Source organism: Variovorax sp. YR750 (genome assembly GCF_900109805.1).
Classification (GTDB): Bacteria; Pseudomonadota; Gammaproteobacteria; order Burkholderiales; family Burkholderiaceae_C; genus Variovorax; species Variovorax gossypii.
Genome location: NZ_FOBJ01000012.1, coordinates 1 through 21,645, shown reverse-complemented (window position 1 = coordinate 21,645; position 21,645 = coordinate 1). Strand labels below are relative to the sequence as shown.

Here is a 21,645-nt window from a genome sequence, read left to right as displayed (position 1 = left end):
AGAAAAAGAGGCAGCCTCAGAGCTGCGTGCGCACCGACCACAGCTCGGGAAAGAAGCGGTGGTCGACCACGCTGCGCAGCCATCCCACGCCGGCCGAGCCGCCCGTGCCGGGCTTGAAGCCCAGGATGCGCTCCACCGACACGAAGTGCCGCCAGCGGTACTGCGAGAACACGTCGGCGATGTCCATCAGCGCCTCGCCGAGGCGGTAGAGCTCGTTCTCGGGCGTCGGGTCGCCGTACACCCACAGCCAGGCAGCCTCCACGCCGGGGTTCGTCACGTAGGGCGCGGACCAGTCGCGCGACAGCGCCTCGGGCGGCACAGTGATGTCGCGGCGGTGCAGCAACGCGAGCACGTCGTCGTAGAGGCTCGGCGAGTTCAGAGCCCGCTCGATCCAGGGCCACACGTCGGGGTTGTTGGCATGCGCCCGCGCCAGCGGCACCGACTTGTTGCCGAGGATGAACTCCACGTGCCGGTACATGTACGACTGCTGCCCCGAGGCGATGCCCAGCGTGTTGCGGAACTGGTTGAACTCGTGCGGCGTGATGGTCGAGAGCACGTCCCAGGTCTTGCCGAGGAATTCCAGCAGCGCCTTCACGCGCGGCGCCAGCTGCAGCGCGCCGGCCACGTCGTCGGCCCGCACGCGCGCCTGCATGTTGGCCAGCTCGTAGTGGATGGCCTTGAAGGTGAGCTCCTTGCAGTGCGTGATGCACATGAAGACCATCTCGTCGTGGCCTTCGCTGCGCATGTGCTGCAGGCTCAGCAGCAGGTCGTTGCGCTGGTGCTCCAGGTAGGGGTTGCTGGTGCCCTCGAAGGCGGTCAGCGGTTCGCCGTCGGTGTCGCGCACGGTCGTGGCGCGCTGCGTGTTGTCGCCGGTGGCGATGGGCTTCACCAGCGACAGCTCGAGCGCGGGGTTGCGGACTTCGGGAACGACTCTCTTGCGTGGGGTGGTGGCCATGCGCCGATTGTTCGGCGCGTGCGCGGCGGCCTCAACCTCCGGCAGGCCGGATTTGGGCACCGGGCGTACGGGGAAGCGGATTCAGTCCGCTTCGGCCCGGCGCGCGTACGCGCTGGGCGTCATGCCCGTCCAGCGCTGGAAGGCGCGCGAGAATGCCTTCTCCGACTCGTAGCCGACCGCCTCGGCCACCTGGTGCAGGCTCAGCTGCCGGTTCTTGAGCTTCTCGGCCGCCAGCGTCATGCGGTAGGAGCCCAGGTAGTGCATGGGCGTCACGCCCACCAGCGCGCGGAAGCGTTCGCTGAAGACGGTGCGCGACAGGTAGCTGGCCTGCGCCAGCGAGGCGACCGACCACGGGTGCCCCGGCTTCTCGTGCATCAGCGAGATCGCGCGGGCGATGCTCTCGTCGTCCAGCCCGCGCAGGCTGCCGAACCTGCCGCCGTGCTCCTGCGCCTGCGGCTGGGCGTAGAGGTGCTCGCAGAGGATGTGCACCAGCAGCAGGTCGGCCATGCGCGCCGCCGACAGCTGCCAGCCCGGGCGCTGGGCGACGGTCTCGTTCACCAGCGATTCCATGGCTTGCGCGAGCGAGGCGGTGGTGGGAATCTGCGCCTGCCGCAGCACGATCAGCGGCGGCAGGCTGCCGATGATCGAGCCCAGCCCCTGAGCGGGCATCCACAGGTGCAGCGAGAAGAGCTCGGTGGCCGGGCCGCCCCCGCCGTGCGAGAAAACGATGGGATGGTCGCCGTGCCGGCCAACCGAGTGCGCCTCGATCAGCGTGCGGAACGGCATCGGCTCCAGCCCCGGCGCCGACGACACGGTGTGCGCCCCGCCCTGCGGCAGCATCGCGATGTCGTGCGGCGCGACCTGCACCGGCTCGGCGCCGTCCACCGCGATCCAGTACGGCGCGCCGGTGCACATGCGGATCAGCGGGCCGGCGACGCCGCTCGAGTGCAGCGACCATGGGGCGGACAGCGAGAAGCGCGCGGTCACGGCCCTTTCGGACCTGTACGTCGCAAGCACATGGCTGAGTACGTCGCCGTCCCGCTCTGTGTCCATGCTGTTCGTGCCGCCCGGTGGTCTGTCTGTCTCGGAGATGGCGGCGATTATCTGGCATGCCAGGCGGGCGATTCGGCCGCCCGCTACCCATGGCGCCCCGGGATGCAACACAATGGCGTTTCGCAAGAAGACCGCATGAAGACAACGCCCTCGCACCCGAAGCCCCCGCGCGCCGCCCCGTTCGACAGCGAAACGCTGCTGCGCGAGAGCGGCCTGCGCGTGACGCGCGCCGCCCAGACCGTGCTCGAGCTCATCGAGCACAGCTCGCAACCCCTGACGCACGAGGAAGTGGCCGCCGCCTACACCGCCACCGCCGGCGAGGCGCCCGACCGGGTGACGGTCTATCGCGTGCTCGACCGCCTGGTGGAGGCTGGCCTGTGCGACCGCCGCGTGGGCGCCGACCGCGTCAACCGCTTCTCGCGCCACGTGGAAGCCGAGTCGGGCAACACCTTCGAATGCGACCAGTGCCACAAGGTGCTGGCGCTGCCCTCCGACCCGGAGCTGCCGAAGGTGATGGGTCGGCTGGGCCGCGCGCTGCGCAAGCAGGGCATCGACACCCGCCACACCGCCCTCACCCTTCACGGCACCTGCGGCGACTGCGCAAGGTAGCCGCGCCTACACGTTCCAGGACGGGAACGGATCCGGGAAGTTCTGCCACCACGAGGCGCCGAAGCGCATCTCGTCTTCCGTGAGCAGGCAGGCGTCGAGTTGGGCGCGCAGGGCGTCCTCGTCCATGCCGATGCCGATCAGCACCAGCTCCTGTCGGGCATCTCCGGTGGCCGGGTCCCAGTTCTTGCGGATGAGTTCCAGCGCATCCGGATCGGTCGGCCAGTGCTCGCGCGGCACCGCCGCCCACCAGAAACCCGCCGCGCCGTAGCGGCATGCGCCGCCGGCCTGCGACCACGAGCCTGCGCGCGTGGCACGGCTGGCGAGCCAGAAGAAGCCCTTGGAGCGCACCACACCCTCCCATTCGCTCTGCACCAGCTTCCAGAAGCGCATCGGGTGAAACGGCAGCCGCGAGCGGTAGACGAAGCTGCGGATGCCGTATTCCTCGCTTTCGGGCACGTGCTCGCCGCGCAGTTCGGCCAGCCAGCCGGGCGCCTGCTCGGCCTGCTCGAAGTCGAAGAGGCCGGTGTCGAGCACGCGGTCGAGCGCGACGCGGCCGAATTCAGACACCTCGATGCGCGCTCGCGGGTTCAGGCTGCGCAATATCGCCATCAGCCGCTCGCGCTCCTCGGGCGAGACGAGGTCTGTCTTGTTCACCACCAGCACGTCGCAGAACTCGATCTGCTCGATCAGCAGGTCCACCACGGTGCGGGTGTCCTCGTCGCCGAGCGACTGTCCGCGCTGGCCGAGGCTGTCGGGCGAGCCGTAGTCGCGCAGGAAGTTGAAGGCGTCGACCACCGTCACCATGGTGTCGAGCCGCGCCACGTCGGACAGGCTCTTGCCGTCCTCGCCCGCGAAAGTGAAGGTCTCGGCCACCGGCAGCGGCTCCGAGATGCCGGTGGACTCGATCACGAGCTGGTCGAAGCGCTTTTCCTTCGCGAGGCGCCTGACCTCGAGCAGCAGGTCTTCGCGCAGGGTGCAGCAGATGCAGCCGTTGCTCATCTCCACCAGCTTCTCGTCCGTGCGTGAGAGCTCGGCGCCGCCGTCGCGCACCAGCGCGGCGTCGATGTTGACCTCGCTCATGTCGTTGACGATGACGGCGACGCGCCGGCCTTCGCGGTTGTGGAGGATGTGGTTCAGCAGCGTCGTCTTGCCGGCGCCGAGAAAGCCGGAGAGCACGGTGACGGGGAGGCGGTCGGCCATGGGAGGAGGCTCCATATATGCAACAGGATTGCATTATATGAATCCAATGCAACTGCGTTGCATTTGTTGCGATGCCGGGCCTTGGCCTACCATCGGCGGCATGACCGCCCGCTCCGATTTCTCCGCCTTCGTCGCGCCGCCGCCTTCCGGCGAGTCCCATGCCGCGGCGGTCGACGCCGCCTCGGCCTGCCTCGACCGCTTCACCGCCACATTCAACGCATCGGACACCCGCGGCATGGACGCCGAGCTGCACTTTCCGCACGTGATGCTGTCGGGCGCGCAGCGGCTCGACTGGGTCGGCCCGGGCCAGCACCCGCCCGGCTTCTTCGAGGCACTGAAGGCCACCGGCTGGGCGCGCACGCAGTACGAGAAGAAGGAGCCGGTGCTGGCGGGCAACGACAAGGTCCATTTCGTCGTGACCTACACGCGGCGCGACGCGGCGGACGCCGTGCTCAGCACGCACGTCAACCTGTGGATCGTCGTGAGGACCGGCGAGCGCTGGGGCATCTCGCTGCGCTCCTACTGAAGGAAAAGACTCTCCATGCAACTCGTCTGGCCCTCGCGGGAACATCTTTCCAGCTACATCGCCACGCTCGAGCGCGGCTGGTCGCCCAACAACCTTCGGCCCGAGGCGGGCCGGGAAGACCTTGCACGGATCCACGCCGACCCCGAAAGCTTTCTGGCCAGCCTCGTCGACCCCGAGGCCAAGGGCCCGCCCGTCGCGCTGCCCGACGGCGACACCGTGCCCCGCCTGCCGGGCTACCGGCGCTGGATGTGGGACGGCGAGTTCTGCGGCAGCATCCAGCTGCGCTGGCAGCCGGGCACCAGCGCCCTGCCCGACTACTGCCTCGGCCACATCGGCTACGCCGTGGTGCCGTGGAAGAGCGGCCGGGGCTACGCCAAGGCCGCGTTGCGCGCCCTGCTGCCCGAGGCGCGCGCCAGGGGCCTCGACCACGTCGACATCACGACCGACCCGGGCAACATCGCCTCGCAGCAGGTGATCCGTGCCAACGGCGGCGTGCTGGTCGAGGAATTCGTCAAGCTGCCCGGGCTCGGCGGCACGCCGGAACTGCGCTTTCGCATCGACGTGCGGGCGCTGCGGTAGCGCTACATCTCGAAGGCCGCGACCTGCCGGCCGTCGATGTCGGTGAAGCCGTACTCGCGCGCAAGGTCGGCCACCCGGAGCACCTCGCCGCTCCTGTCCATCACCTTCGGGTCGCCGGCCAGTGCCGCGACGGCCCGCCCCAGGTAGCGCGGCGACTCGGTGCGCGACAGCGCGGGCCGCTCCTGCCAGTGCGCCTCGTCGGTCTTGTGGCCGGCCAGCACGAACTCGGTGCGCATCCAGCCGGGAGAGACGGCCACCGATGCCACGCCATGCGGCTTCAGGTCCTGCGCCATGCCGAAGGCCAGCCGCGTCATCGACGCCTTGGCCAGGTCGTAGAAGAGGCTGCCGCGCAGGTAGTGGCCGCGGTCCCAGAAGGTGGTGGTGACGATCAGGCCCTTCTTCCGCCGCACCATCAGCGGCGCGGCGCAGCGGCTGGCCACGAGGTGGTTGCGCACGCCGCGGTCGAACATCGAGTCCCAGTTGGCGAGCGGATGCTCCCAGAACGGCGCCTCGAACACGCCGTTGAAGGTCTCGTGGCCGCCCCAGGCGTTGTTCACGAGCAGGTCGACGCGGCCGGCCTCGCGCTCCACCCGGGCGAAGAGCGCGGCGACCTCCTCCTCGTTCGTGTGGTCGCAGCGCACCGCGATGCCGCGCCCGCCCATGCGCGTGACCTCGTCCGCCGTGTCGTCGATGCTGCCGGGCACCGTCGCCATGTCGGAAAGTGCCAGCAGCTGGCCGTAGGTGTCGGCGGGCCGCTCGCGCGTGCTGCGCCCGGTGACGTACACGGTGGCGCCCGCCGCGCCCAGCTCCACTGCAATGCCGCGTCCCGCGCCGCGGCTCGCGCCGGTCACAACCGCCACGCAGTCCTTCAGCGGGCGGCCTGCCGTGTTTTCTTCATTGTTCATCCTGTTCGTTCCTTTGATCCGTTGGCCTCGGAGCGGATGAAGATAGCCAGCGCTCAACCCGCCGTATTGGAAGAACCCGAAACCGCCTGATCGAGGAACTCGGTCGGCGTGACGCCGCACAGCGCGCGGAACTCGTTGACCAGGTGCGACTGGTCGTAGAAGCCGCCCTCCAGCGCCACCTCGGCCCAGGCGGGCGAGGACTGCAGGCGCAGCGCCCGCAGGCAGCCGTGCATGCGCGCGAGCCGGCTCCAGGCGCGCGGCGAGAGCCCCACATGGGCATGGAAGAGCTGCTGCAGGCGCCGTTCGCCGACACCGACGGCAGCCGCCACCTCGCGCAACGGACGCCGCCCGCCCGAGTCGGCGATGAGCTGCGCGGCATGCATGGCACCGGCGTTGCCGGCACTGCCCCCCGGATTGCCGTCGCGAAGCCTGCACTGCAGCACGGCCTGCAGCAGCGCTACCCGCGCCGCGTCGTCCTGCTCATCGAGCATGCGTTCGAGCAGTTCCGCGCCTTCGCCATGCCAGAGCGCATCGAGATGCACGGCCGTGCCGCCGATCTCCCCGGCCGGCAGCCCCAGCAGCGCGGCGGCGGCACCGGGGCGGAGGGTGACGGAGAGGCCTTCCACCTTCCGCCGCATGCGCACCACGACCGGCGTGGTCGAGGCACCGATGGCCTCCACCGCCTGCCCCGGCTCGTCACCGACGGAGGGCGCATCGCCGAAGTTGAAGACCAGCCGCACGGCGCCGTCAGGCAAGACGCGCTCGTGCACCTCGTGGCCGTCGGCGAAGCTCTCTCGGTACAGCATGACGTGCGAGACATGCCCGCGCAGCGCGGCCTCGACCGGAAACGCGCGCAGCGTGCCGGCAGGCACGCCCGATTCCGGCCCGTGCAAGGGGTCGTCGTCGAGCCGGAGGAAGAGGCGTTCGGCCATGGGTACGGATTGTGTTGAAAAACCCGCCCGGGCATGGCCGAAAATCGGCCGCCTCGCCTGTCCGAATCGAATGCCTTCCGCCCTGCCCGTTCTCTATTCGTTCCGTCGCTGCCCCTATGCGATGCGCGCCCGCCTCGCGCTGGTCGCCGCCGGCCAGCGCTGCGAGCTGCGCGAGGTGGTGCTGCGCAACAAGCCCGCCGAGATGCTCGCGGCCTCACCCAAGGGCACGGTGCCCGTGCTGCTCGCGGAAGACGGCACGGTGCTGGAGCAGAGCCTCGACGTGATGCTGTGGGCCCTGCGCCGCGACGACCCGCTGCGCTGGCTGCAGCCCGCCAACGGCACGCTGCAGGACATGCTCGCGCTGGTCGCGACGTGCGACGACGAGTTCAAGCCCCAGCTCGACCGCTACAAGTACCCCGAGCGCCACGCGGACGGCGGCGAGACCGCTCGCGAGCGCGGTGCCGCCTTCCTGCGCGATCTGGAAGCCAGGCTGGCCCGCTCGCCGCAGCTGGCCGCCTCGCACGCGACACTGGCCGACGCCGCCGTCATGCCCTTCGTGCGCCAGTTCGCGATGGTCGATCGGGCATGGTTCGACTCGCAGCCGTGGCCGCGCCTGCAGGCCTGGCTCTCGGGCTGGACCGCCTCCGGGATCTTCGAGCGCGCGATGCACAAGTACGCGCCCTGGAAGTCCGGCGAGACCGGCGTCGACTTTCCGCCTTCGCCTTAGCCGGCCATCGCCGCCGCAGAGGCCCGCTGGATGCATTCGACGAAATGCTGCGCGGCCGGCGTCAGCAGTTGCCCGCGGCGCTTGATCACGCTCACGCTGAGCATCGGAAGCTCCTCCTCGATCTCCACGCGGCGGATGCCGTGGCGCTTGAAGGTCAGCGTGGCCAGCGGCTCGACGAACAGGCCGACCAGGTCCATCTGCCCGACCAGCGCCAGCGCCACCGTGACCGACTGCCCCTGTATCACCCTCGCCGGCGGCGGCAAGCCCAGCGGCAGCAGCGGCGACACGGCCTCCCGGCCGCTGAAGTGGTCGTCGCCCGGAAGAATCCACTCGGCCTTGTAGAGCTCGCGGATCGAGCGGCTGCCGCGCAGCGGATGGCGCTCGCGCATGCCCACCACCAGCTTCACCGGAAAGAGCTCCATCGCCTCGAACTGCGGGTCGAGCCGGCCCGGCACCACGTGCGCCACCGCGAAGTCGAGCGAGCCTTCGCGCAGGCGCGCCAGCATCCAGGGCAGCACGGTTTCGCTGAACTGCACGTCGACCGCCGGCAGGCGCGCGTGGAAGTCCTTGAAGGCGGCCGGCAGCACCGTGAGCGCAAACGAGGTGCTGACGGCCAGCGCCACCTTGCCGGTGAGGCCGTCGCGGATCTGCGCGATCTCGTCGCGGGCGCGCTGCATGTCGGCCAGCAGCAGCCGTGCGCGCGGCGCGAAGGCCTTGCCGAACTCGGTGAGCTGCACGCCCTTGACGCTGCGCTCCACCAGCGGCGCGCCGACCTCGCGCTCCAGCTCGCGCACGATCTTGGTGACGGCCGGCTGCGAGATGCCCAGCACGCGCGCGGCGGCGCGGATGCTCAACTGCTCGACCACGGCCACGAAGGCATGCAGCTGGTTGGGTTTCATGAAAACAAAAAGTTATCTTCGACGCCCAATTATTGTCTTTTCATGACAGCGGCGAATCTCTAGCATCCGGCGCGGCCAAGGCGTAGACCTTCGACCGACATTCCGAAAAGCAAGCCAACACTGGAGACACATGAGCACCCCAAGCACCCGGCCCGCGCCGTCCTCTTCTCCCGCGCGCCGCCGCCAGACCATCGTGGCCACCACCATCGGCAACGGGCTGGAGTTCTTCGACTTCACCGTCTACGGCTTCCTGGCGCTCGTGATCGGCAAGCTGTTCTTCCCGACCTTCAGTTCCTACGGCCAGCTACTGCTGACAGTGGCCAGCTTCGGCGTGGGCTTCATCATGCGACCGCTGGGCGGCATCGTCATCGGCGCGTATGCCGACCGCGCGGGCCGCAAGAAGGCCATGACGCTCACCATCTTCCTGATGGCGCTGGGCTGCGCGCTCATCGCCTTCACGCCCACCTATGCCTCCATCGGCGTCGCGGCGCCGATCGTCATCGTGCTGGCACGGCTCATCCAGGGCTTCTCGGCCGGCGGCGAGGTCGGCGCATCGACCACGCTGCTGGTGGAGCACGCCACGCCGGCCAACCGCGGCTACATGGCGAGCTGGCAGTTCGCCAGCCAGGGCCTGGGCGTGATGCTCGGCGCCGTCGTGGTGGGCCTGCTGACCTTCACGCTGTCGACGGAATCGATGCAGAGCTGGGGCTGGCGCGTGCCCTTCGTCATCGGCATGCTGATCGCGCCGGTGGGCATGTACATCCGCCGCCACCTCGAGGAGTCGCTGCACGTCTCGCCCGAGCAGGCCGCCGCGCCGCGCGAGAGCAGCCTGAAGATCGTCTGCACGCAGCACGGCAAGACGGTGCTGGCCGCCATCCTCACGCTGGTAGGCGGCACCACGGCCGCGTATGTCGTGACCTTCTACATGCCGACCTACGCCGTGCGCGAGCTCGGCTTCACGCCGTCGGTGGCGCTCTTCGGCGCAGCGCTCACCGGGCTGATCTCGTTCGCCTTCGCGCCCTTCGTCGGCAAGCTGTCGGACGTGGTGGGCCGCAAGACGCTGATCGTGTGGAGCCGCATCGCGCTGGCGGTGCTGATCTACCCGGGCTTCCTCTGGCTCAACGCCTCGCCCACGCCCACGGTGCTGTTCGTGGTGCTCGGCGTGTTCAGCTTCGGCCTGGTGGTGCAGACGGTGCCCGGCATCACGATGCTGCCCGAGATGTTCCCGAAGGCCGTGCGCGCCAGCGGCATGTCGCTGGTGTACAGCGTGGGCGTGGCGCTGTTCGGCGGCTTCGCGCCCTTCATCAGCACCTGGCTGCTCAACGCCACGGGCAGCAAGCTCGCGCCGGCCTGGTACCTGGTGGCGATGACGGTGGTCTCGCTGCTGGGCCTGATCTGGCTGCGCGACCATACGGGCCGCGACATCGACGCCGCGGACGCCCACGCCGCATCGGCCTGACGATCTTCCCCATCATTCCAAGCACAGGAGTCCCCACCTCATGCAAGCACAAGCCACCGCAGCAACGCGGTTCTTCTCGGGCACCTACGTCGAGGCCCGCGCCAAGTTCCTCGAAGCCGCCGCGCAGCGCGGCGCGGCCGTCGAATCGTTCGTGCTGGAAGCGCACCGCGGCGCACTCGGCGAAGAACTGGCCACCGACGTCGCGCTGATCGGCGCCATCGACGCGAAGAAGGTGCTGCTCGTGAGCTCCGGCACGCACGGCCCCGAAGGCTTCTGCGGCTCGGGCACGCAGGTCGCCACGCTCAACGACGCGGACCTGCTCTCGCGCCTGGAACAGGCCGGCGTCTCGCTGCTGCTGGTGCACGCGGTCAACCCGCACGGCTTTTCGCACCTGCACCGCACGAACGAAGACAACATCGACCTGAACCGCAACCACATCGACTTCGGCGCCCCGCTGCCGGTGAACGCCGAATACGCCGATGTCGAGCCGCTGGTGCTGCCCGCGACCTGGCCGCCGACACCCGCCGACGAAGCGGCCGTGGCAGCCTACGTGGCAAAGCACGGCATGCGCGCCTTCCGCGCCGCCGTGACGCGTGGCCAGTACACCTCGCCCGACGGCCTGTTCTACGGCGGCACCGCGCCCTCGTGGAGCAACAGGACCATCCGCAAGATCCTGCGCAAGTACGCCGCCTCTGCCACGCACCTCGGCTGGATCGACGTGCACACGGGCCTGGGCCCCTACGGCCACGGCGAGAAGATCTACCCCGGCCGCAACACGCCCGAAGACCTGGCACGGGCCCACGACTGGTGGGGCGCCGACGTGTTCGCGCCCTTCGCCGGCGACTCGGCCTCGGCCGACGTGTCGGGCCCGGTGATCTCGACCGCATACGACGAATGCCCGAACGCGAAGATCGCGCCGATGGGCCTCGAGTTCGGCACGCTGCCCGACCTGGAAGTGCTCGATCGCCTGCGCGCCGACACCTGGCTGCGCCGCCACCCCGAGGCGCCGGAAGCGCAGAAGCGCGAGATCCGCACGCGGCTGCGCGACGGCTTCTACTGCGACAACGACGAGTGGAAGGGAATGATCCTGGGGCAGACGCGCGTCGTGCTGCTGCAGACGCTGCAGGGACTGCGCAAGGCCTGACGAATCAGAGAGCCGGGCTTCGCCTCAGCCGAAGTCGGGAGCCCGCTTCTCGCGCAGCGAGGCGACGCCCTCGCGCACGTCGGCGCCCGCGAAGCCCATGAATTCGAGCGCCAGCGATGCGTCGAAGGTCGGACCGGCCTGGCGCAGCCAGTTGTTCAGCGCGTACTTGGTGAAGCGGATGGCGCTCTGGCTGCCGGCCGCGAGCCGGTCGGCCACCTCGTAGGCGCGCGGCAAGAGCTCCGCCTCTTCCACCGCGAGCGACACGAGGCCGATGCGCTCGGCCTCCTCGCCGCTCACCGGCTCGCACAGCAGCAGGTGGTACTTGGCCTTGGCCATGCCGCACAGGAGCGGCCAGACGATGGCCGCATGGTCGCCCGCCGCCACGCCCAGGCGGGTGTGGCCGTCGACGATCTTCGCGTTCTTCGTGGCGATGGAGATGTCGGCGAGCAGCCCCGCCACCAGCCCCGCGCCCACCGCCGGGCCGTGCATGGCGCTCACGATGGGCTTGTCGCAGTTGATGATGTTGTAGACGAGGTCGCGCGCCTCGCGCCACACGCGCTGGCGCACCGCGTCGTCGGTGGTCATGTCCTGCACCATGGCCAGGTCGCCGCCGCCCGAGAAGCCCAGCCCCTCGCCCCGCAGCACCGCGCAGCGCACGCTGTCGTCGGCCGACACGTCGCGCCAGATTTCGGCGAGTTCGCGATGGCCGTCATGGCCCGCCGTGGGCAGCTTGCCGTTGGCCGCCAGCATCCGGATGTCGAGCACCGCGCCGTTCGCTCCGCGGCGCTCGATGGCGAGGGTCTTGTAGCGGGCGGCGTAGTCCATGGCGGGGGCTCTTTCGGTTGTTCGGCTACTTTCTTGCCGCCACTTCCCGGCAGCGCTGCACGTTTGCGTCGAAGCGCGAGGCCAGGCCCGGTTCGCACTCGTCGGAAGGGGCTAGCCTGCACATGCCGACCACAGCGTAGTCCATCACCGCCGCCGTGCACATGGGGTATGCGGCAAGCTCGGGATTGGCCTTGCTCTTGAAGCCCCAGCGCTCCGAGAACTGCACCGTGCGGACCATCGCGCCGTGGAAGAAGCTGCGGTCCTTGGCGGCGATGGCGGCCTCCATGCGGGGCAGCTCCTCGTTCAGGTAGCCGACCGAGTCGAGCGGAAAGCCCGACGGGTCCTGCTGTGCGGTGGCGAAGGATGCGGCGAGCACGAGGGGCAAGGCCGCGAGGGCGCGCAGAGCAAGAGACGGTGCGCGGCGTTGGGAGATGCGGTGAAGGTGCATGGCCTCGAATTCTGCAACGTTTTGAAGCATTTCTGAACCAGTCGCGATGCGCAGGCACCACGCCGTCCGGCTTTGCTAGCGGCCCTTCTTCTGCTTGTCGTACTTGCGCCAGTACTGGAATTCATCCTCGTGCACCTCGAGGTCGATCTCCGAGATGCGCGACTGCAGCCGCTCCTGCACCTCGGCCACCGCCCGGTTGTAGACCAGCGGCCCGATCTCCTCGAGGAAGAAGCCGAGCAGCGCGCCGGCCGCGATGTTGCCGATGGGCTCTTCCATGTTCTCGCGGAAATAGCGTTCGATGGAGGTGATGGCCTGCTGGCGCGCTTCCTTCGGGATCTCGATGGTCATGGGTCTTCCTTCCTCGGGAGGTTCGGGCCGTCGATTGTGCCGGCCACCTTTCGTGCCCTTGGTTTCGTGCCCTTGGCGCCCTTCGCTACCATGCGCGCTCACAACAACACCACACCGGAGACACACACCATGAAGTTCCGCCCCGCCGCGCTCGCGGCCCTTGCCATCACGGCACTCGCCGGCTGCACGAACCTCACCCCCACCGTGCCCCAGCGCCAGCTGATGCTGGTCGCCAACGACGAGAAGCAGTCGTGGAACGACGCCGGCGCGGTGATCCTCGGCCCGATGGGGCACGACACGGTGCAGGTGCTGGACATCGGCACCGATCCGCTGGCGCCCAAGGTGCTCGGCACGCTGCAGCTGGACAACACCATCGCCGGCCCGCCGACCAACCTCGCGATCACGCCCGGCGAGACGCTGGCGCTGGTCGCCAACTCGCTCAACGTGGTCGAGGAGAACGGCGCGCGCAAGCAGGTGCCCGACAACCGGCTCTTCGTGATCGACCTGACCACCACGCCGCCCAAGCTGCTCGACACGCTCCAGGTCGGCAAGCAGCCCTCGGGCCTGTCGATCAACCGCACGGGCGACCTGGCACTGGTGGCCAACCGCGCCGACAACTCGGTGAGCGTGCTGCGCATCTCGGGCAAGAAGGTGACGCTGGTCGACACCGTGGCCATGGGCGACTCGGTGGCGCACGTGCGCTTCACGCCCGACGGCAAGCGCGCACTGGCGGCCAAGTTCCCGAGCCACAAGATCGCGCTGCTCGAGGTGAACGGCGAGAAGGTCAGCTACAACAAGGTCGACCTCGCCGCCGGCCTGTGGCCCTACAACGTCGACGTGACGCCCGACGGCAAGCTCGCACTCACCGCCGACAACGGCAACTCGGGCGCCTCCGACGGCCAGGTCGACACGGTCAGCGTGATCGACATGGAAGCGGCGCCGCCGCGCGTGATCGACAAGGTGGTCGTCGGTGACGGCCCCGAGGGCCTGGCCGTGAGCCCGACCGGCCGGCATGCGGTGGCGGTGATCCTGCGCGGCAGCAACGCGGCGAAGAACGCCTACTTCTACAACCGCAACGGCTCGGTGGTGCTGCTGAAGATCGACGGCAAGAAGGTCACGCGCGCCAACGAGGTGGTGGTGCGCGGGCTGCCCGAAGGCGCGGTGTGGAGCGCCGACGGGAAGTACCTGTACGTGGGGAATTTCATCGATCAGGACATCACGATCCTGCGGCTCGATGGAGACACGCTGGTGCCGACGGGCAAGTCGTTCCAGCTGCAGGGCCATCCGGCTGCGATGCGCGGGAAAATGACGCACTGACCGACCAGCACTCCTGCGAAAGAACGAAGACCTATGGCGCAACCCAAACGACCTCTCCGCGCGCTCGAACGCGGCATCCTCTGCCTCGTGATCGGCGTCGCAGTCCTGCTGGGGCCGCGTTTCCTGCAGGGCACGCGCTGGTTCGAGATGGTGGCGGGGGCCTATCTGGTGGGCTGGTTCGCGGTGGTGCTGGGCGTGGCGCTGGTCGTGGTCGAGCTGGTGAAGCTCGGCAGATCGCGCCGGCAATAAAAAAACCCGCCTCGCGGCGGGTTTCGTCGGCAATCGGCAGGCGCGCGTCAGGCCTTCTTGCCGCGCATCTTGCCGACCAGTTCCACCACCGCCAGCACGATGGCACCGGCCACGATGCCCACGCCGGCATTCACGCCCATCGAACCCAGCGTACCGAACACGCCGCCCGTGGCCTTGGCCCAGTCTTCGACCGCGTGGCCAAGTGCCGGCACGCCGTGCACCAGGATGCCGCCGCCCACGAGGAACATCGCGGCCGTGCCGGCCACCGACAGCGCCTTCATGAGCCAGGGCGCTGCCGCCAGGATGCCGCGGCCCAGCGCCCGTGCGCCCGCGCTGGCACGCTGGCTCAGGTAGAGGCCCGCGTCGTCGAGCTTCACGATGCCGGCCACGAGGCCGTAAACGCCGATGGTCATGATGAGCGCGATGCCGACGAGCACGCTCAGCTGCGTCGTGAAAGGCTGGCCCTGCACGGTGCCCAGCGTGATGGCGATGATTTCGGCCGAGAGGATGAAGTCGGTGCGCACCGCGCCCTTGATCTTGTCCTTCTCGACAGCCACCACGTCGACAGAGGCGTCGGCCACGGCCTTCTCGTGGCGCTGGGTGTCGGCGTCGTGCTCCTTCTTGTGCAGGAACTTGTGGGCGAGCTTTTCGGCGCCCTCGAAGCACAGGAAGGCGCCGCCGATCATCAGCAGCGGCGTGACCAACCAGGGCAGCCAGGTGCCGATGGCCAGCGCGGCGGGCACGAGGATCGCCTTGTTGATGAAGGAGCCCTTGCACACGGCCCACACCACCGGAATCTCGCGCTCCGCCTTGACACCCGTGACCTGCTGAGCGTTGAGCGCGAGGTCGTCGCCCAGCACGCCGGCTGTCTTCTTGGCGGCTACCTTGGTAAGGACCGATACGTCGTCGAGGACGGTCGCGATGTCGTCGAGCAGCAGGAGCAGGCTGGAGGCCATTGGCAGGATTCAGGCTGAAAAAGAAGCGGCGAGCTTATCCGCAGCCGCTGCCCGCCCCGTCAATACCCGTACGGGGGCGCTCCCCGAACAAGCGCTGGAGCGGGTCCGGGAGCGGTTCAGAGAGCGCCGAGCGCGATGACGAGCACTGCCGCCAGCGAGGCACCGAACAGCGCCAGGCCCACGCGACGGCGGCGATGCGTGAGCATCCACAGCGCCACGCCCGAGATCGACAGGAAGATCAGGCTGCCGGCCAGCGTGTCGACCAGCAGGATCCACGGCAGCGGCATGGCGCCGCCCTTGTGCATGTTGGTGAGCGTGGCCACGATGCCGTTGTGCGTGGTGGTGACGCCCACCGAGCGGTTGCCCTGCCAGTACTCGGCCTGCACGATCTCGTTGGGGCCGCCGAAGTTGAACACCCAGTGCGCGGGCTGCGTGAGGGCCGGAGCGCTCTTGTCGCTCTTGTCGGCCCAAGCGACGGGCTTGGAGGGCTCGATGCGGCTGGAGTTGGGCGGGCCGCTCATGCGCAGCGCCTCCTGCAGCCAGCGGCTCATGGCCTCGGGCGTTTCCGGCACCGGGTCGGGCAGCGCGAGCTGGGCGCGCGTGCGCTCCTGGGCCTGCGGCAGCTTCATCACGTTGCGGTGATTGAGCCAGATGCCGCTGAAGCCGAACAGCAGCCCCAGCACCGCGCCCCAGAGGCCGAACCAGCCGTGGGTGCGGCGGATCCACTGCACGGCGGCCGTGCGCCGCTGGTGCGAACGCACGCGCGCGGCGTGGCCGAGGGAAGAAGAACCGCCGGCGGCGTCCATGGCGTCGCGCCGGCTCAGGCCACGTTGCGCTTGAGGCGGATTTCCTCGATGCGCACGGTGCCGATGGCGGTGGTCTTGGCGGTCTTCATCTCGCGCTTGAAGCCCGCGAGTTCATGGAAGCGCATGGCGCGGTCGTTGCGGATCGGCACCCAGATGGTGACCGTGGTGCAGCCCTCGTCCTCGAGGCCTTCGCGGGCGGCGTCCCAGAGGGCCACGCCGGCGCCCTTGCCCCAGTGCTCGGGCTTGACGTAGATGGCCCAGATCTCGCCGGTGGTCGGCGGGGTCTTGGGGTCGCGCGAGCGGTCGAAGCCCACGAAGCCCACGATCTCGCTGCCGTGCACCACCACATGGACCTGGGGTTCGCTGTACTCGATGGCCTCGCGCCACTTGGCTTCGCGCGTGGCGGGAGCCAGGGCGCGCAGTTCTTCCTCGGGAAGGATGCCTTCGTAGGCGGCCTTGACGGAGAGTGCGTGGATTTCTGCGACGGCCTTGGCGTCGCGCAGGGTCGCGGGGCGAACTTCGTAATCTGACATGAATGCGGGAAATCGGATGGAACCGCGTATTGTCGCCTCACCGCTAAACTGCAGCCCGCATACGTCGCAACTACAGGAGAAACCGACATGGCCAAGGGTCAGCAGCGCAGCAACAAGGAAGCGAAGAAACCGAAGAAGGACACCTCGCCGCCCAAGCCCGTGAGCACCGGCGGAATCGAGCCTGTCCGCACGGTCACGACCGAGGTGATTCCCCGCGGCAAGCTCAAGAACAAGTAGACAAGCAAGCAAGTGACGAACGACTCGCCCACGCCACCGCCCGCCCCCGCGGCCAGACAGGCCCAGCCGCGCAATCCGCTGCACGGGGTCACGCTGGAGGCCATCGTCACGGCGCTGGCCGGCCACTACGGCTGGCCGAGGCTGAGCGAGCTCGTTCCCATCCGCTGCTTCACGCACGACCCGAGCGTGGGCTCCAGCCTCAGGTTCCTTCGCAAGACGCCCTGGGCGCGCGAGAAGGTCGAGAGCCTCTATCTCTTCATGCTGCGCGAGCAGCGCCGCGAACAACAACAGCAGCAGCCATGAAGGTCCGGCTCGAGCCTTCGGGCCTCGACTTCGAGACCGACGGCGACATCACCCTCCTCAAGGCCGCGGAAGCCGCCGGCATCGAGCTTCCGAGTTCGTGCCGCAACGGCACCTGCCGCACCTGCATCTGCCTGCGGCTCGCGGGCGAAACCCGCCACATCATCGAATGGCCCGGCCTGAGCGCCGAGGAAAAGGCCGAGGGCTGGATCCTGCCCTGCGTGGCGCAGGCGCTCGGCGACATCACGCTCGAAGTGCCCGGCGCCCGCGCCCTGTTCGCGGATTGATCGCCGTCAGGCCGGCGGCCTGACCGAAGGCGCCGCCACCACCAGCCGGTCGCGGTGCGCCAGCGAGGGGAAGATCCTGAACCAGGTCAGCGCGACCAGCATCGTCCCCACGCCGCCCACCACCACCGAGCCGACCGGCCCGAGCAGCGCCGCCGTGGCGCCCGATTCGAATTCGCCGAGCTGGTTGCTCGCGCCGATGAAGATCGAATTGACCGCGCTCACCCGCCCGCGCATGGCGTCGGGCGTCTCCAGCTGCACCAGCGTCTGGCGGATCACCACGTTGACCATGTCCGCACCGCCCGAGACCGCGAGCGCGACCAGCGAGACGACAAAACTCTTCGAGATGCCGAACACCACCATGCACAGCCCGAAGAGCCCGACAGCCAGCAGCAGCGTGCGGCCCACGTTGCGCTCGACCGGCCTGCGCGTGAGCGCGATGGACATGACCAGTGCCCCCACCGCCGGCGCGCTGCGCAGCAGGCCGAGCCCCCAGGGGCCGGTGTGCAGGATGTCCTTGGCGTAGATCGGCAGCAGCGCCACCGCGCCGCCCAGCAGCACCGCGAACAGGTCGAGCGAGACCGCGCCGAGCACCGGCTTGCGCTTCCAGATGAAGTCGACGCCCGCGAACACCGTGGACAGCGTGACCGGCTCGCGCGCGGCCGGCGTGTAGGCGTAGCGCAGCCGCAGCACCAGCGCGCAGGCGACGGCGAAGAAGACCAGGCTCGCGCCGTACACCACCGCCATGCCCGCCACGAACAGCAGCCCGCCCAGGGCCGGCCCGCCGATGATCGCGCCCTGCATGCCCGCCGAGCTGAAGGCCATCGCGCGCGACAGCATGACAGGCGGCACCAGCAGCGGCGTCAGCGCCTGCTGGGCCGGCATCTGGAACGCCCGCACCGCGCCCAGCACCAGCGACAGGCCCAGCAGAAGGCCGCGCGTGTCGTGCTTTTCGAGCACCGCCAGCAGCAGCACGAGCGCCACCAGTCCCTGCACCGCGAAGCAGGCCGCCACGATGCGCCCGCGATGGTGACGGTCGACGATGTGCCCGGCCAGCAGCGCCAGCAGCAGCGCGGGCACGAACTGGTAGAGGCCCACCAGCCCCAGGTCCCAGGCGCTTCCGGTGAGCTCGTACATGTGCCAGCCGATGGCCACCAGCAGCATCTGCGAGGCGGCCGTGCCGAACAGGCGCGCCGTCCACATCTGCATGAAGGGGCGTTCGCGCGTCAGGTCGGAGAAGCTGGGGGGAGAAGCCGCGGCACCCTGCAGGGCGGCGTCGGGAGAGGGGGAAGCGGAAGCTGGGGCGGGGCCGGACATTCGTCCGAGGATAGCCGAGGCCGGATGAGCAGGGCATGAGCGCCGGCGGCGGCCCCACGCGCCGGCTCCCGGGCTGCTGTCTACACTCGGCGGCTCCCATGACCGCCCCGCCGCCGCTGCAACCCGTTCACGAAGACGCCCACCTGCTGGTGCTCGACAAGCCCGCCGGCCTGCTCTGCGTGCCCGGCCGCGGCGAAGACAAGCAGGACTGCCTGAGCGCACGCGCCATGCGGCAGTGGCCCGACGCGCTGATCGTGCACCGCCTCGACATGGCCACCAGCGGGCTGGTGGTGATGGCACGGGGCATCGAGATGCAGCGGGCGCTGAGCGCCGAATTCGCCGAGCGCCGGGTGCACAAGCGCTATGAAGCCGTCGTCGACGGCGAAATGCCGCTGCGCGAAGACTGGTCGGTGATCGACGCGCCGTTGATGGCCGACTGGCCGCGCCGTCCCCTGCAGAAGATCGACCCGGCCGGCAAGCCCAGCGTCACGCGATGGAAGGTGCTTTCGGTGTTGCCGGGAGAGCCCGCCGCCACGCACGTACTGCTGGAGCCATTGACCGGCCGCTCGCACCAGCTGCGCGTGCACCTGCTGTCGATCGGGCATCCGATCCTGGGCGACGCGCTGTATGGCGACGCGGCCCTGCAGGCGCGGGCGCCGCGCCTGATGCTGCATGCGAGCGAGCTGGGGTTCGTGCATCCGGCGACGGGGCAGGAGCTCCGCTTCGAGCGGCCGTCCGGTTTCGCCATCGCCTGATTGCCTGATTACCTGATCGCCTGGCCGATCCTCGATTCCGCTACATAAGCCGCGGTTCGGGTTGTTGCCGCCGCCGCTCAGCCGCCCTTGACGACCAGCACGGGCATGTTCGCGTCCTGCAGCACCCGCTGCGTCACGCTGCCCAGCAGCAGTTTCTCGATGCCGCTACGGCCGTGCGAGCCCATCACGATCAGGTCGGCCGCGATGGCGATGGCCGTGTCGACGATGCCTTCGTGCACCACGTGGCCGTCGATCACGCGCTGGTCGCTGTGCAGGCCTTCGGCCGCGAGCGCCGCCACGCCGCGCGCGAGAGCCGCATTGGCGCTGGCGGTGGCCGCCGCGAGGTATTCGTTCTGGCCGAGCGCGTAGTCAGCGCCGACGCCGATGAAGGGATAGTTGTCGATCACGTGGATCAGCGTGATGCGGCTACCGAAGGCCAGCGCGAGGCCGCTGGCCTTGCTGACGGCGAGCATGGAAGTTTCGGAGCCGTCGATCGGAACCAGGATGTGATTGAACATGGCGGGACCTCGCTTTCGTTCGCAGACAGACACACGGCCCACATGGGGCCGGCCCCGAATTTAACCGCTGTTGCGCGCCGCAGGCTGTAGGACTGCCCCGCCGCAGGGTGAGTTCAATCCCCCTGGAAACCCTTGGCCCTGCAGGTGATCACGAGCGTGTCGCGCCAGCCCTCGCCGCCCTCCTCGAGCGGCTGGATCGGCGTCGACTCGTGGATCACGCGCGCGTCGTCGAGCACCAGCAGCGTCCACGGCTCGGTCATCGTGAAGCGTTCGCCGCGACGCCCGTTGGCTTCGAACACGCGCGTCTCGCCGCCCTTGATGCCGTGCCGGCCCACGAGCGCCACCGCCACGAGATCAACCCCGTCGCGGTGCGCGCCCTCGGGCGTGGGTCGGCCGATGCCGCCCGCGGTGTCGATGCGGAACTGATGCGCCTCCACGTACCAGCGCTGCGCCTCGCCGCGCATCTCGCTGCTGGCCCTGCCCAGCTGCTGGAGCAGCCGATGCCACACGGGCTGTGCGACGGTGGCCTCGAGCATCGGCGCGAACCAGCGCTGCATGCCGCCATGCAGCGCGTTGTATTCGACCGGCTGCCAATGCGCACGATGCGGCACCTGCGCCAGCGTGGCCTGCTCGTCGGCCTCCACCGTGAAGCAGGCATGGCGCCGGGTGCGGTAGCGGCCGCCGTCCTTCAGGTAATCGTCGGGCGGAAGATCGTTCCAGTCCGGGTGCAGCGCTTCGAGCTGCGAGACCGGAACACCGAGCCATTCGCCGACGCCCTGCGGGCTCAGCACGGCATAGCCCTGGTCGCGCAGCGCGGCGGGCAGCTCGGCGGGAGCGATGAACGGGGGGGTGAATGCGGCGGTGGTCACTGGGCGCTGACCTTCACGTCCTTCCAGAACGCGACGCGGTCGCGGATCTCTTCGGCTTCAGGCTTCGGATCGGCGTAGTACCAGGCGGCGTCGGTGTTGAGCTCGCCGTTGACCAGGAGCGAGTAGTAGCTCGCGGTGCCCTTCCAGGGGCATGTGGACCTGTGGTTGCTGAAGGTGACGAAGTCGCGGTTGAGCGCGCTCATCGGGAAATAGTGGTTGCCTTCGACGAGGACGGTGTCGTCGCTTTCGGCGATGGTTACGCCGTTCCAGGTTGCTTTCATGGGTTGGGGGTCTCCGGGGGCGGCCGGGTGCCGCTTTCGGGGGTTATTGTGCCGTTGCTACGGGCTTGGCCTTTTCCAGTGCTTATCTGCCCCTGCTAGGGAGTTTGCTTTCCGGGGCCGGGTCTCGGCCCGGCGGCCGACCTACTTTTCTTTGCTTCGCCAAAGAAACGTAGGCAAAAGAAAGGCGACCCTACTGTCTGCGTCCCTTCGCTGCGCTACGGGCAACCTGCGGTGCTCGACGTAGGAGGGGGTCCGCAGAACTCGCTCCACTGCGTTGCGCTCAGACAGCTGCGGCCCTTGTCCCTCCTACGTCTGCGCTCCTCGGCGCAGCCAGAAGGGAGTTGGAGGCCGAGCAGGCCATCGCTGCGCTCGGCCTTTGAACTACCTGGACTGGCCTTCGCTTCGCTTGGCCACGTATTCAGTTCCAGCGCCCCAACAAGACCAACGATTCATTCCAAGCACTGCAGGCGCGAAGCGCTTGCTGTGCCTTGGGGGCCGAGCAACGCGATGGCCCGTTCGTCTCCCCTCCCCTCTGGCTGCGCCGAGGAGCGCAGCGTTTCGCGGATCAGGGATCGCAGCTGTTTGAGCGAAGCGAGTTCTGCGAGACCCCGCGA

At 69.1% G+C, this 21,645-nt stretch carries 28 protein-coding genes; 12 read left to right on the top strand and 16 right to left on the bottom strand.

Annotated elements, in window-relative coordinates; genetic code table 11:
• Positions 1 to 16: 16 nt before the first annotated feature.
• On the bottom strand, positions 17 to 955 hold the full coding sequence (locus tag BMY35_RS23350; protein WP_093204923.1) for a tryptophan 2,3-dioxygenase: 939 nt from the start codon (positions 953 to 955) through the stop codon (positions 17 to 19).
• A gap of 81 nt (positions 956 to 1,036) precedes the next feature.
• Complete coding sequence (locus BMY35_RS23345) at positions 1,037 to 2,008, bottom strand: AraC family transcriptional regulator (RefSeq protein WP_093204379.1); 972 nt, start codon at positions 2,006 to 2,008, stop codon at positions 1,037 to 1,039.
• 135 nt (positions 2,009 to 2,143) lie between these two features.
• Here BMY35_RS23345 and BMY35_RS23340 point away from each other — a divergent pair, with 135 nt between their 5' ends.
• Positions 2,144 to 2,617: a Fur family transcriptional regulator gene (locus tag BMY35_RS23340; RefSeq protein ID WP_093204376.1), complete on the top strand. Its 474-nt coding sequence runs from the start codon at positions 2,144 to 2,146 to the stop codon at positions 2,615 to 2,617.
• A 6-nt stretch (positions 2,618 to 2,623) separates the two neighbouring features.
• Here BMY35_RS23340 and zigA read toward each other — a convergent pair whose 3' ends face one another.
• A complete protein-coding gene (gene zigA / locus BMY35_RS23335) occupies positions 2,624 to 3,817 on the bottom strand; it encodes a zinc metallochaperone GTPase ZigA (RefSeq protein WP_093204374.1) in 1,194 nt (397 codons plus the stop codon).
• A 100-nt stretch (positions 3,818 to 3,917) separates the two neighbouring features.
• On the opposite strand from zigA, the gene BMY35_RS23330 reads away from it, so the two are divergent.
• Entirely contained in the window at positions 3,918 to 4,343 is a 426-nt protein-coding gene (locus tag BMY35_RS23330) for a hypothetical protein (protein ID WP_093204372.1), read from the top strand.
• A 15-nt stretch (positions 4,344 to 4,358) separates the two neighbouring features.
• Positions 4,359 to 4,922: a GNAT family N-acetyltransferase gene (locus BMY35_RS23325; RefSeq protein ID WP_093204370.1), complete on the top strand. Its 564-nt coding sequence runs from the start codon at positions 4,359 to 4,361 to the stop codon at positions 4,920 to 4,922.
• A 2-nt stretch (positions 4,923 to 4,924) separates the two neighbouring features.
• On the opposite strand, the gene BMY35_RS23320 is transcribed toward BMY35_RS23325, so the two are convergent.
• Positions 4,925 to 5,827: an SDR family NAD(P)-dependent oxidoreductase gene (locus BMY35_RS23320; RefSeq protein WP_093204367.1), complete on the bottom strand. Its 903-nt coding sequence runs from the start codon at positions 5,825 to 5,827 to the stop codon at positions 4,925 to 4,927.
• A 53-nt stretch (positions 5,828 to 5,880) separates the two neighbouring features.
• Positions 5,881 to 6,759 carry a helix-turn-helix transcriptional regulator gene (locus BMY35_RS23315; RefSeq protein ID WP_093204365.1) on the bottom strand — a complete coding sequence of 293 codons (879 nt, stop codon included), beginning with the start codon at positions 6,757 to 6,759 and terminating at the stop codon, positions 5,881 to 5,883.
• 70 nt (positions 6,760 to 6,829) lie between these two features.
• On the opposite strand from BMY35_RS23315, the gene BMY35_RS23310 reads away from it, so the two are divergent.
• Positions 6,830 to 7,486, top strand: coding sequence for a glutathione S-transferase (locus tag BMY35_RS23310; RefSeq protein WP_093204362.1), 657 nt, complete (start codon positions 6,830 to 6,832; stop codon positions 7,484 to 7,486).
• Here BMY35_RS23310 and BMY35_RS23305 read toward each other — a convergent pair.
• Entirely contained in the window at positions 7,483 to 8,385 is a 903-nt protein-coding gene (locus BMY35_RS23305) for a LysR family transcriptional regulator (RefSeq protein WP_093204360.1), read from the bottom strand. The genes BMY35_RS23310 and BMY35_RS23305 overlap by 4 nt on opposite strands.
• Before the next feature lie 130 nt (positions 8,386 to 8,515).
• On the opposite strand from BMY35_RS23305, the gene BMY35_RS23300 reads away from it, so the two are divergent.
• A complete protein-coding gene (locus BMY35_RS23300) occupies positions 8,516 to 9,844 on the top strand; it encodes an MFS transporter (RefSeq protein ID WP_093204357.1) in 1,329 nt (442 codons plus the stop codon).
• Positions 9,845 to 9,884: 40 nt separating this feature from the next.
• Positions 9,885 to 10,988, top strand: a complete 1,104-nt coding sequence (locus BMY35_RS23295) for a M14 family metallopeptidase (protein WP_093204355.1) — start codon at positions 9,885 to 9,887, stop codon at positions 10,986 to 10,988.
• 24 nt (positions 10,989 to 11,012) lie between these two features.
• On the opposite strand, the gene BMY35_RS23290 is transcribed toward BMY35_RS23295, so the two are convergent.
• From BMY35_RS23290 to BMY35_RS23280, 3 genes are all read right to left on the bottom strand, one after another.
• Positions 11,013 to 11,813, bottom strand: coding sequence for an enoyl-CoA hydratase/isomerase family protein (locus BMY35_RS23290; RefSeq protein ID WP_093204352.1), 801 nt, complete (start codon positions 11,811 to 11,813; stop codon positions 11,013 to 11,015).
• Positions 11,814 to 11,838: 25 nt separating this feature from the next.
• Complete coding sequence (locus tag BMY35_RS23285) at positions 11,839 to 12,261, bottom strand: hypothetical protein (protein WP_093204350.1); 423 nt, start codon at positions 12,259 to 12,261, stop codon at positions 11,839 to 11,841.
• A 75-nt stretch (positions 12,262 to 12,336) separates the two neighbouring features.
• Complete coding sequence (locus BMY35_RS23280; protein WP_093204347.1) at positions 12,337 to 12,609, bottom strand: DUF2164 domain-containing protein; 273 nt, start codon at positions 12,607 to 12,609, stop codon at positions 12,337 to 12,339.
• 129 nt (positions 12,610 to 12,738) lie between these two features.
• Here BMY35_RS23280 and BMY35_RS23275 point away from each other — a divergent pair, with 129 nt between their 5' ends.
• A complete protein-coding gene (locus BMY35_RS23275; RefSeq protein ID WP_093204343.1) occupies positions 12,739 to 13,926 on the top strand; it encodes a lactonase family protein in 1,188 nt (395 codons plus the stop codon).
• Positions 13,927 to 13,959: 33 nt separating this feature from the next.
• A complete protein-coding gene (locus BMY35_RS23270; RefSeq protein ID WP_093204340.1) occupies positions 13,960 to 14,175 on the top strand; it encodes a hypothetical protein in 216 nt (71 codons plus the stop codon).
• Positions 14,176 to 14,222: 47 nt separating this feature from the next.
• Here the strand turns inward: BMY35_RS23270 and BMY35_RS23265 are convergent, their stop codons facing one another.
• From BMY35_RS23265 to BMY35_RS23255, 3 genes are all read right to left on the bottom strand, one after another.
• A complete protein-coding gene (locus BMY35_RS23265; protein WP_093204337.1) occupies positions 14,223 to 15,131 on the bottom strand; it encodes a DUF808 domain-containing protein in 909 nt (302 codons plus the stop codon).
• A 116-nt stretch (positions 15,132 to 15,247) separates the two neighbouring features.
• Positions 15,248 to 15,937: a PepSY-associated TM helix domain-containing protein gene (locus BMY35_RS23260; protein ID WP_093204334.1), complete on the bottom strand. Its 690-nt coding sequence runs from the start codon at positions 15,935 to 15,937 to the stop codon at positions 15,248 to 15,250.
• Positions 15,938 to 15,951: 14 nt separating this feature from the next.
• Positions 15,952 to 16,470, bottom strand: a complete 519-nt coding sequence (locus tag BMY35_RS23255) for a GNAT family N-acetyltransferase (protein WP_093204330.1) — start codon at positions 16,468 to 16,470, stop codon at positions 15,952 to 15,954.
• Positions 16,471 to 16,557: 87 nt separating this feature from the next.
• Between BMY35_RS23255 and BMY35_RS38350 the strand changes: the two genes are divergently transcribed.
• The 3 genes from BMY35_RS38350 to BMY35_RS23245 are packed head-to-tail and all read left to right on the top strand — an operon-like array spanning position 16,558 to position 17,294.
• Positions 16,558 to 16,707 carry a hypothetical protein gene (locus BMY35_RS38350; protein ID WP_170217229.1) on the top strand — a complete coding sequence of 50 codons (150 nt, stop codon included), beginning with the start codon at positions 16,558 to 16,560 and terminating at the stop codon, positions 16,705 to 16,707.
• A 12-nt stretch (positions 16,708 to 16,719) separates the two neighbouring features.
• A complete protein-coding gene (locus tag BMY35_RS23250) occupies positions 16,720 to 17,010 on the top strand; it encodes a VF530 family protein (RefSeq protein ID WP_093204327.1) in 291 nt (96 codons plus the stop codon).
• The gene (locus BMY35_RS23245; protein WP_093204323.1) at positions 17,007 to 17,294 is read left to right on the top strand and encodes a 2Fe-2S iron-sulfur cluster-binding protein; all 288 of its coding nucleotides are present in this window, start codon (positions 17,007 to 17,009) and stop codon (positions 17,292 to 17,294) included. Before BMY35_RS23250 ends, BMY35_RS23245 begins: the two co-directional genes overlap by 4 nt.
• Before the next feature lie 6 nt (positions 17,295 to 17,300).
• Here the strand turns inward: BMY35_RS23245 and BMY35_RS23240 are convergent, their stop codons facing one another.
• A complete protein-coding gene (locus BMY35_RS23240) occupies positions 17,301 to 18,500 on the bottom strand; it encodes an MFS transporter (protein WP_093204320.1) in 1,200 nt (399 codons plus the stop codon).
• 206 nt (positions 18,501 to 18,706) lie between these two features.
• Here BMY35_RS23240 and BMY35_RS23235 point away from each other — a divergent pair, with 206 nt between their 5' ends.
• The gene (locus BMY35_RS23235; protein ID WP_093204318.1) at positions 18,707 to 19,363 is read left to right on the top strand and encodes an RluA family pseudouridine synthase; all 657 of its coding nucleotides are present in this window, start codon (positions 18,707 to 18,709) and stop codon (positions 19,361 to 19,363) included.
• Between the two features lie 77 nt (positions 19,364 to 19,440).
• Here BMY35_RS23235 and BMY35_RS23230 read toward each other — a convergent pair whose 3' ends face one another.
• The 3 genes from BMY35_RS23230 to BMY35_RS23220 form a co-directional block, all read right to left on the bottom strand.
• Positions 19,441 to 19,881, bottom strand: coding sequence for a universal stress protein (locus tag BMY35_RS23230; protein ID WP_007833935.1), 441 nt, complete (start codon positions 19,879 to 19,881; stop codon positions 19,441 to 19,443).
• A 113-nt stretch (positions 19,882 to 19,994) separates the two neighbouring features.
• Positions 19,995 to 20,750: a 2OG-Fe dioxygenase family protein gene (locus BMY35_RS23225; protein ID WP_093204314.1), complete on the bottom strand. Its 756-nt coding sequence runs from the start codon at positions 20,748 to 20,750 to the stop codon at positions 19,995 to 19,997.
• On the bottom strand, positions 20,747 to 21,031 hold the full coding sequence (locus BMY35_RS23220) for a DUF427 domain-containing protein (RefSeq protein WP_093204311.1): 285 nt from the start codon (positions 21,029 to 21,031) through the stop codon (positions 20,747 to 20,749). The genes BMY35_RS23225 and BMY35_RS23220 overlap by 4 nt, the downstream gene beginning before the upstream one ends.
• Between the last annotated feature and the right edge of the window lie 614 nt (positions 21,032 to 21,645).

Bases quoted from the DNA above. Each gene is read 5' to 3' on its own strand.
- BMY35_RS23350 (WP_093204923.1), bottom strand. From the start codon at position 955: ATGGCCACCACCCCACGCAAGAGAGTCGTTCCCGAAGTCCGCAACCCC.
- BMY35_RS23345 (WP_093204379.1), bottom strand. From the start codon at position 2,008: ATGGACACAGAGCGGGACGGCGACGTACTCAGCCATGTGCTTGCGACG.
- BMY35_RS23340 (WP_093204376.1), top strand. From the start codon at position 2,144: ATGAAGACAACGCCCTCGCACCCGAAGCCCCCGCGCGCCGCCCCGTTC.
- zigA (WP_093204374.1), bottom strand. From the start codon at position 3,817: ATGGCCGACCGCCTCCCCGTCACCGTGCTCTCCGGCTTTCTCGGCGCC.
- BMY35_RS23330 (WP_093204372.1), top strand. From the start codon at position 3,918: ATGACCGCCCGCTCCGATTTCTCCGCCTTCGTCGCGCCGCCGCCTTCC.
- BMY35_RS23325 (WP_093204370.1), top strand. From the start codon at position 4,359: ATGCAACTCGTCTGGCCCTCGCGGGAACATCTTTCCAGCTACATCGCC.
- BMY35_RS23320 (WP_093204367.1), bottom strand. From the start codon at position 5,827: ATGAACAATGAAGAAAACACGGCAGGCCGCCCGCTGAAGGACTGCGTG.
- BMY35_RS23315 (WP_093204365.1), bottom strand. From the start codon at position 6,759: ATGGCCGAACGCCTCTTCCTCCGGCTCGACGACGACCCCTTGCACGGG.
- BMY35_RS23310 (WP_093204362.1), top strand. From the start codon at position 6,830: ATGCCTTCCGCCCTGCCCGTTCTCTATTCGTTCCGTCGCTGCCCCTAT.
- BMY35_RS23305 (WP_093204360.1), bottom strand. From the start codon at position 8,385: ATGAAACCCAACCAGCTGCATGCCTTCGTGGCCGTGGTCGAGCAGTTG.
- BMY35_RS23300 (WP_093204357.1), top strand. From the start codon at position 8,516: ATGAGCACCCCAAGCACCCGGCCCGCGCCGTCCTCTTCTCCCGCGCGC.
- BMY35_RS23295 (WP_093204355.1), top strand. From the start codon at position 9,885: ATGCAAGCACAAGCCACCGCAGCAACGCGGTTCTTCTCGGGCACCTAC.
- BMY35_RS23290 (WP_093204352.1), bottom strand. From the start codon at position 11,813: ATGGACTACGCCGCCCGCTACAAGACCCTCGCCATCGAGCGCCGCGGA.
- BMY35_RS23285 (WP_093204350.1), bottom strand. From the start codon at position 12,261: ATGCACCTTCACCGCATCTCCCAACGCCGCGCACCGTCTCTTGCTCTG.
- BMY35_RS23280 (WP_093204347.1), bottom strand. From the start codon at position 12,609: ATGACCATCGAGATCCCGAAGGAAGCGCGCCAGCAGGCCATCACCTCC.
- BMY35_RS23275 (WP_093204343.1), top strand. From the start codon at position 12,739: ATGAAGTTCCGCCCCGCCGCGCTCGCGGCCCTTGCCATCACGGCACTC.
- BMY35_RS23270 (WP_093204340.1), top strand. From the start codon at position 13,960: ATGGCGCAACCCAAACGACCTCTCCGCGCGCTCGAACGCGGCATCCTC.
- BMY35_RS23265 (WP_093204337.1), bottom strand. From the start codon at position 15,131: ATGGCCTCCAGCCTGCTCCTGCTGCTCGACGACATCGCGACCGTCCTC.
- BMY35_RS23260 (WP_093204334.1), bottom strand. From the start codon at position 15,937: ATGGACGCCGCCGGCGGTTCTTCTTCCCTCGGCCACGCCGCGCGCGTG.
- BMY35_RS23255 (WP_093204330.1), bottom strand. From the start codon at position 16,470: ATGTCAGATTACGAAGTTCGCCCCGCGACCCTGCGCGACGCCAAGGCC.
- BMY35_RS38350 (WP_170217229.1), top strand. From the start codon at position 16,558: ATGGCCAAGGGTCAGCAGCGCAGCAACAAGGAAGCGAAGAAACCGAAG.
- BMY35_RS23245 (WP_093204323.1), top strand. From the start codon at position 17,007: ATGAAGGTCCGGCTCGAGCCTTCGGGCCTCGACTTCGAGACCGACGGC.
- BMY35_RS23240 (WP_093204320.1), bottom strand. From the start codon at position 18,500: ATGCAGATGTGGACGGCGCGCCTGTTCGGCACGGCCGCCTCGCAGATG.
- BMY35_RS23235 (WP_093204318.1), top strand. From the start codon at position 18,707: ATGACCGCCCCGCCGCCGCTGCAACCCGTTCACGAAGACGCCCACCTG.
- BMY35_RS23230 (WP_007833935.1), bottom strand. From the start codon at position 19,881: ATGTTCAATCACATCCTGGTTCCGATCGACGGCTCCGAAACTTCCATG.
- BMY35_RS23220 (WP_093204311.1), bottom strand. From the start codon at position 21,031: ATGAAAGCAACCTGGAACGGCGTAACCATCGCCGAAAGCGACGACACC.